The sequence below is a fragment of the uncultured Cyclobacterium sp. genome (assembly GCF_963976465.1).
Lineage (GTDB): Bacteria > Bacteroidota > Bacteroidia > Cytophagales > Cyclobacteriaceae > Cyclobacterium.
Genome location: NZ_CAXBOC010000246.1, coordinates 1 through 8,003 on the forward strand (window position 1 = coordinate 1; position 8,003 = coordinate 8,003).

At 39.5% G+C, this 8,003-nt stretch carries 5 protein-coding genes; 3 read left to right on the forward strand and 2 right to left on the reverse strand.

Annotation, left to right across the window (positions count from 1 at the left end; translation table 11 throughout):
- Positions 1-1,080: OprD family outer membrane porin (locus tag AAC037_RS14165; RefSeq protein ID WP_339903600.1), on the reverse strand; the 1,080-nt coding region annotated here is incomplete at its 3' end.
- Between the two features lie 6 nt (positions 1,081-1,086).
- Positions 1,087-2,130: a c-type cytochrome gene (locus tag AAC037_RS14170; protein ID WP_339903601.1), complete on the reverse strand. Its 1,044-nt coding sequence runs from the start codon at positions 2,128-2,130 to the stop codon at positions 1,087-1,089.
- A gap of 662 nt (positions 2,131-2,792) precedes the next feature.
- Between AAC037_RS14170 and AAC037_RS14175 the strand changes: the two genes are divergently transcribed.
- The 3 genes from AAC037_RS14175 to AAC037_RS14185 form a co-directional block, all read left to right on the forward strand.
- The gene (locus AAC037_RS14175) at positions 2,793-5,243 is read left to right on the forward strand and encodes a TonB-dependent receptor (RefSeq protein ID WP_339903602.1); all 2,451 of its coding nucleotides are present in this window, start codon (positions 2,793-2,795) and stop codon (positions 5,241-5,243) included.
- Positions 5,244-5,246: 3 nt separating this feature from the next.
- Complete coding sequence (locus AAC037_RS14180; RefSeq protein ID WP_339903603.1) at positions 5,247-6,617, forward strand: hypothetical protein; 1,371 nt, start codon at positions 5,247-5,249, stop codon at positions 6,615-6,617.
- A gap of 660 nt (positions 6,618-7,277) precedes the next feature.
- On the forward strand, positions 7,278-8,003 hold a 726-nt coding region (locus tag AAC037_RS14185), incomplete at its 3' end, for a 5-methyltetrahydropteroyltriglutamate--homocysteine methyltransferase (protein ID WP_339903604.1).

The following is an 8,003-nucleotide window of genomic DNA, read 5'->3' on the forward strand; positions in this document are numbered from 1 at the left end:
AGCATGTTGGAAAAAAGTGCTGATGGCATCTACTTGACCGAGGCCCTCATTTCTTTCTCTAGGGATAAACGTATAAAAGGGGTCTTTTCCCCACTCTCTAGGGCTTAAAAACCGTCCATTCCCTTGCATTTTTGTGTAATTTACATGCCATAAGCTTCTTTTGGATTTGATTCCCAGCTTTCCGCTAATCACCCAATTGAAATCTTCCGGGTTTTTATACCTTAGGCTGATTTCTTCATTTCCACCTTCCCCAATCCCATGTTGGACCGTAGCCAGAATACCGGAAATTGCTTGAAGGGAATTGTTGGGTAACTTCCAGTTTTTGTCCCATTGGGCCAAGTAACTACTGTAGATATTGTTTACAAGATTATGATTAAGGAGTAAGATGGAGTTGGGTTGAAACTTGTATTTTAGACTAAGGATATGAATATAATCCGAATTGGTATTTCCTGCATATTCGGAAGGCTGTCCAGTGACATCTCTTCCTACGGGGTACATGCCAATACTTTCCCCAATAGAAAACCAATTTCCTGTAGACCGGGGAGAAATCCCTGTAATTAGGTGGTGGTTTATCGAAATCATCGGGTTTATTTGAAGTTCCCAGTTGATGCCTTCTACATACGTGGGACTCAAACGCCCATCCTGAGCGTTAATAAATGGCGTATTTACCTCCATACGGCCAAGTTTTGCTTTAAAGTTGGCATAAGCGTAATCCAAGTGGAGGTTGCCTATTTTGCCAAAGACAGTCCTATCCAAATGATTTACATCAAATAGGCCAACCTCATATCGGTTTAAATTGGGTACCTGAGAATCAAGGGTGCCAAAATCAGAACTTAAAATTTTAAGAAAACCCAAGTACTCTGCTTTTATCCGGAAATGATAAGGCAGCTTGCTCATTAATGAAAGCTTGGCCATTTGGCCCCAGGCATGTTCATTTTTAAAATCATCTGCATAGGATGTGCTCATAAAATAGGAGCGAAGTCCTATACTCATTTCTGGTTTCCAAATTGTAGAATCCTGCTGAGCATGGCCGGAATCCCAAAGTATCATACCAATCAACAATGTAAATATCTTTTTCATTATTCCTTATTTTCTTGCAGCTACGATTTCTTGATAAGGACCATATTTGTGCTGCTTTTCGGAAAACTCATCCGCATAGGGGCCAAATGGATGGTCCATTGGTTTTTTACTGATATCCGGCCAGTCTCCTGTGAGATCTTTATTAGGTCTAGGCATGGAATTGACAAAGGCTGCAAGATCCCAAGCTTCTTCATCACTGAGAAGAGGCTTTCTATAGGTTGCCCCCAAAGGCATATTGGCTTTAACATAGCCTGCAAACCGTGACAAACGGTACAAACCTGCACCATCATTATAACTGGAAGCCCCCCAAAGTGGAGGGTAAATGTAGGAAGTGCCGGAAATGGCTTTCAATCCCTGCCCTTCTGTTCCATGGCAAACCATACATTTTTTTTCATATATAGCCTTTCCCTGAATAGGGTCTGCCGACCGGTCCAACAATCCCAATTGGTAAATTCCGGAGCCTTTAGGTTTATGCCCTCTAGGAACATCTTTCCCTATCCATTTCAAATAGGCTACCATTGCCTTCATTTCTTCACTGCTCGGATCTAAAGCTTCTCCGTTTAAACTTCTTTGAAAGCAATCATTAATTCTTTTAGGAATGCCTTCTGATAGCCCTGACCTAGCCCTTATTTTAGGGTAATTGGCGGCAACTCCGCTGAAGTTATTGCCAAAGGGGATGGTTCCTGCTTCCAGATGACAATTTTGACAGTTCATCCCATTGGAGATGTGGAGTACCTTACCTTCCGGGCCAAGGTACTCTGAAGTATGGGAGATGAGTTCCTGTCCATAGCTTAACTGTTCTGCATTAGGAGCGTTTTCCATTGCAGCCATGTTCGGTGCTGTCCAGACTTCTTCGGTAACCATTTTTATCGAATTATCCTTTATAATACCAGGCTGTGGAACTTCCATGCCCACTTGGAAGCTGGAAGGAGAAGACCAAAAGCTTAGGAATAATAATGCCCCAAGAAAAATACTGAGAGTCACCAACAATAAGGATAAGCTTAAAAGACCTCGAGCCAATACAATAAATATTTTAGAATAATCTTTCACATTTTTATTTTTTGTCTGAAGCAAATTTACCTGCTATCAAACCCTGTAAAGGTGATTTCTATCACATACAGGTTATTATTGAAGAATGGAGAAAACTTTAGCCTATTCAAGCAAGGTTAAATCAATCTTATTTTTGGCTTAGCAATCAATACTTAGAATAACAGTTAGGAAAAGGCCAAATAAGCGCAATCCAATTCCGACTTCTCGGGCCTAAGAGCTTATGATTCGAACTGACATGAATTAATTTGGTCTAAAAGAAGAGCTAACCGGTAATTGTTGAAATATCAATAGCTCAGAACAATTACTTACAATATTTTTCATAATCAATATTCTTTGAGGTCTTTCAAACTGATTCAGGTCAAGTTATCTGTATGTATGAAAAACCACAATAGGATGGTTTAAACAGAGGTTTTACAATGTTTTTAAATCTAATTAAAAATTAATCTAAATAAGTATTGCATAAAAAAATGGGTATCCGTAATATTGCATTCAATTAGACTAAATCTAAATAGAAGCGGATTTTACGAACTGCATATTCTCAAGTTAAGAAAGGGGATTAGTCATAACAGACATTCTTGAAAAGGTTTGGATAGATAATATCAAGTAAATAAAAGTAAGTGTCAATTTTAACAATTGATTGCTTAACCATACGAATGAAAGGCATGAAGATAACTTTACTACCAGAATACATAAGAATAGGTTTAATTACTGTTCTATTTTTTTCGGGTCTTGCTTCTCAGGGTCAATCTCTACATGCGGCCATCGTAAAAGGTAAAATTCTCGATTCAGGATCAAATCCAATACCTGGAGTAATAGTTAGAATTAAAGACAGTCCCTATACTGCGATCTCATCTGTGGACGGTAGTTATCAAATCAAAAATGTCCCTAAAGGTAATTTCGAGCTGCTACTTTCATGCATGGGTTACCAAGAGCATTCCAAAAACGTAGTGGTTGATGTAGAGGAGGCCGTTGTTCAGTTGGATTTTTTATTGACGGAATCTACCACCGATTTGGAGGGAGTTGTTGTGCAAGGACTATCTGTTAAAAGTGAGATAGAAACCAAAGGCTTTGCCGTGGAGGTTGTGGAAACCCAAAAAGCAGCCTTGCAATCCATTCAGACCAATGACTTGCTTAACCGAACCGCGGGGATTAGGGTTAGGCAAAATGGTGGAATTGGCTCACGTGTAGACTACAATTTGAATGGAATGTCCGGAAACTCCGTAAAAATTTTTATTGATGGCCTTTCCATTTCTACTTACGGTTCTTCCTTTAGTTTAAACAGTATTCCCCCGGCATTAATTGAGCGGATTGAAGTTTATAAAGGAGTTATCCCTGCACACCTGGCAGACGATGCACTGGGAGGTGCCATCAATGTAATCCTGAAAAAGGGTGTGGTCAACAACCTTTCAGCCTCTGTATCTTATGGTTCTTTCAATACCCTTCAGAGCAACCTTAATGCTGCCTATAGAGATGAAGCCACAGGTTTTACCACAAAAGTCTCCGCTTTTTACAATTCTTCTGACAATGATTATGAGGTATGGGGAAAATTTGTAAGGAATATTCTGGCGAACGGAAGGTATGATTATGTACGTGCCAAGCGCTTTAATGATGCTTATCGCTCTGTGGGTGGAAAAATTGATTTGGGGTATACCAATGTAAAATGGGCAGATCAGTTTTTCTTAAGCTATACCGGATCCGATGATTATAATGAAATCCAACATGGTACTTATATGTCCATACCATATAAAGGGCGATTTGGTACTTCTCAATCTCATGTTTTGGGGCTAACCTATTTGAAAGAGGACTTAGGTATCAAAGGTCTTGATGTTAATTTTAACGGCTCTTTAAGTAAAATTAACGAGGTGGTAACAGATACAGTCAAGTGGAATTACAATTGGTTTGGTGAAAGGAGTTTAGGACTGAACGGAGACCCGATTCTAAGACCCTCCGGTGCACAGCAAGGGGCTCCTACCATGAATCATATCGATAGAAATGTTGCCACATTCCGTGCCGGAGCCAGCTATGAAATCAATCCCAATCACAAATTATTCTTGGGGCAATCTTACTACTCCATGGATAGAGACGAACAGGACTTTATGAAAAGTGCTGTAGAGAGAGAATTTATTGGTACGCGTGACTTGCAGAAAAGCATTACCTCTCTTAGTTATGAACTGGATATGCTACAGTCCAAATTAAAGGGAAGTGTTTTTGGAAAGTACTATTACCAAGGGATTGATAGAATGAATCCAATGTTGGTAGAAGAAAATGGAACCACTTCTCGGGTGGAGGATCGTGTGAAAAGCAATAGAAATACAACCGGTTATGGAGCAGCTTTTTCTTACAGGTTAATTGGACCATTAACCATACTGGCTTCTGCAGAAAAGGCAGTGAGGATGCCTTCAGAGGGAGAGATTTTTGGTAGCCCCGGTGACAATATTGTGGAGAACCTGGGCATTCGGCCTGAGATAAGCGATAATCTGAACTTGGGTTTTATATTAGGAGACTTTGAACACAGATCTCACACCTTTTCTTTCTCCGGTACAGGCTTTATTAGAGATACTCAAGACAAGATTATTCAACAAATCAATCCAAGAATCAATGATGCTGTACAGACCAATCCATTCGAAAATTTGGGTAAAACCAAATCCATTGGTTTTGAAGGACAGGTGAAATATACCTTTGGAAATTCTTTTAGAGCCATATTAAACGTTTCTAAATTCAACTCTCAATACAACACCAAGTTTGATTCCAATGGAAATGTCTATGCAAATTATGGACAACAGATTCCTAATGAGCCTTTTTTTACCATTAATAGCTCTATGGATTACACTTTTAGAGATGTGGTCAAACCAGGCTCTCTGTTAAGGCTGTCACACTATTTCGGTTTTGTAGATAGGTTTTATACCACCTGGTTAGAGATTGAAGATTTCAGAACACCACGTCAATACATCAATGATATAGGTGCTACTTATACTTTTCCTGATCGAAAGTTGGCAGTTAGTGTGGATTTGCGCAATGTATTCGACAAGCAGGTCTATGATAACTTTGCTGTACAAAAACCGGGTAGAGCACTTTATGTCAAACTCAATTATACCATAGGAAATTTTAGATAAACCATGTTAAATACAAATACATACAGAATAATGTTCAAAAATTTTAATCTAAGTAAAAGATTACTTTCCCTAGGAATGGCAGCTGCATTGGTATCCATGGGAGCCCGTGTCCAAGATGACGATGTAACACCTGAAGAAGAGGAGGAATTAGAAGCGGATCGTTGGGTGACCCTTGCGGGAGCTTTTATGGGAGAAAACGCCGGAGATGGGAATGGTGGAACCAATATTTATGCGGTCAGCTTTGAAGATGCGATCAATCCGGAAACGGAAATAGATATATTTAATAATGGGGAACCGGTAAAATCCAACCGGACTGCCAGGTTGCAGGTTTCTCAAGATGGAGGGACTTTGTTTAATATTGCCTATGGTGGCGAAAATGGCGGAGAATATTCCAAGTTTGATATCCGTGGTGGTGCAAACTTTGTTCAGGAAGATGTTACCGTTAATATTTCCCAGTATGCAGGAACTTCTCCACGATGGAGTAAACTATACAATGGAGATAAAAACGGAATTGCAGTAAATATAGCCAATCTTGCTGCCAACAATTCAGAAGAAGGAAATCCCGAAGAGGAATTTAAATATTATAGAGGAACAGCTACTGTTTTGGATTTGGATTTGCAAGAAACCCTTATTTCTAACTATAAAACTTATGAACTTCCTTTGTCTACAGAAGAAGAGCTTGCAGGTCACGCAATTTTTAGGTTAGATGCCCCTGTTTTAAATCAAGCCGGTGATAAATTGCTTATCGGCACCTGGATGAGGAAATATAACCCTGCAACCGGTGAGAGAGAAACGGAATGGGATAGATTGGGTACCAAAACCCTTGTTGTGGATTACCCTTCCTTAGAAAACCCTACGCTTATTACCTCCACACAGGCTGATGGAGACTGCTCCGGCTATAGAAGTAATGTCAATCAACTTGCAGACGATGGTTATATTTACCAAGCTACTACCAGAAATAGCAATGGTTCTCATATATTGAGAATTGGATCTAATAATGAATATGACAACACCTATGCTTTGAGTCTTGATGATGCACTCGGACTTACAGATACTTATGTGGATGCCTGGAAGTATGTAAGCAATGGCATAGGTTATGCGCTGATCCGTCACGGGGAAGAAGATCAGGGATATGTTGTTCGAATGGACCTTAACCAAAAGACTGCTTCTATTGTGCAGGGATTACCTGATAATCCTGATGTGAGGTTTAATCAGTTCCAAAGCTTTTTGGTGAGTGGAGATGATTTGATATTACCAATTTCACCTCTTGGACAAGATGGAAATATTTATATCCTACACAGCCAAACCAATCAGGTGACCAAAGGTGCCAAGTTAATCAATCAGCCGGGTAACCACTTTATTGGCGCATTTTAAGAAAAAAATATCCGATACAAGAAAGACCTGCACTTCCAGTTGGATTTGCAGGTTTTTTTTTGATATTAAGTCTAAAGCAAGTGCCCTAATATTAAGAGGAATAAAAAGACTGATTTACGATTTGGGTTTAATCCAAAATATGCAATAGACAATCTATTACGTGCTGAAATCGCTTCAAAATACCCAATCGTTGCTGTTTTCAATTTCACTATAGCAGTGCTATGCTAAAATCTCCAAACAGCCTGATTTTCTTACGATTGCAACACTCCCTGAGAAAGTTCAGGACAGGCATCACGAATCCTATTACCTAATCCGGGTTTAAACATTGATACTTATTTTAATATTTAAGTTTGATTCTTTTGCTATTTTTTTGATAAAAGTGTTATTTAATTGTCCTAATTGACGATTCTTTACCTAAATTAACCTCGGATTTATAGCGTAACGAACGAATAACCGTTGCTAAATGCCTGAATGAAAGACAATATTTATCTTTTGTTCTAGGGTAAGGAGGCATTGCTGCTGCCTGTTTTTGATCAATGTTGTGGCTGTTTTATTTGAGAAATACCATGGCCGATCACTTGAATTCTAGGCAAAGGTTTTGGCTTTCTTCTTCTGTAACCTCTACAATGCAAAAAACGAAAAATGATTAATCTGGACCAAATGAATAATATACCCACGGAATCCGTAGGAAGTGTTCCTCGATCCCAAGAACTACAGGAAGCTATAGTTGCCTTTTCTGAAGGTAATATATCCCTTAGAGATATAAATAGATATTTTGATGAGGCGGTAAAGGAAACGATTGAAGCTTTAGAAAATACCGGCTCCACCATCATCACCGACGGGGAACAGGCCAAAACAAGCTTTGTAACTTATCCCTTGGATGGGCTTGATAATTTAGCTCCGGGAGGTGTTACCATTCCTTTTGAAGATGGCCATAGCCGCCAATTACCAAAGTTGACCAAGGGACCGTTTTCTTATTCCACCTTTGCTGGAAATTATCTTCCACGAGCAAAAAAGTTTACCAACCTCCCCTTAAAACAGGCCGTAATCTCTGCTTCAGCCCTGAGCCTTCTGTACCCGGAAGAGGGATTGCCTGATTACTCCCAGTCTCAGTTTATTGAAGATTTAATCAACCAAGCAGAAGGAGATATTAGGAGTTGCTTTAACAATGGAGCCCATCATGTACAGGTGGATTTCACTGAGGCAAGGCTTTCCCTTAAACTTGATCCTTCCAAAGCACTGTTGAAACAATTTATAGAGCTTAACAATAAAGTGTTAAGCAGTTTTACAGATAAAGAAAGAAGCCGGATAGGGTTTCACACCTGTCCGGGAGGTGATCATGACAGCACCCACAGTGCTGATGTGAGCTATACAGAATTAATTCCG

Bases quoted from the DNA above. Each gene is read 5' to 3' on its own strand.
- AAC037_RS14175 (WP_339903602.1), top strand. From the start codon at position 2,793: ATGAAGATAACTTTACTACCAGAATACATAAGAATAGGTTTAATTACT.
- AAC037_RS14180 (WP_339903603.1), top strand. From the start codon at position 5,247: ATGTTAAATACAAATACATACAGAATAATGTTCAAAAATTTTAATCTA.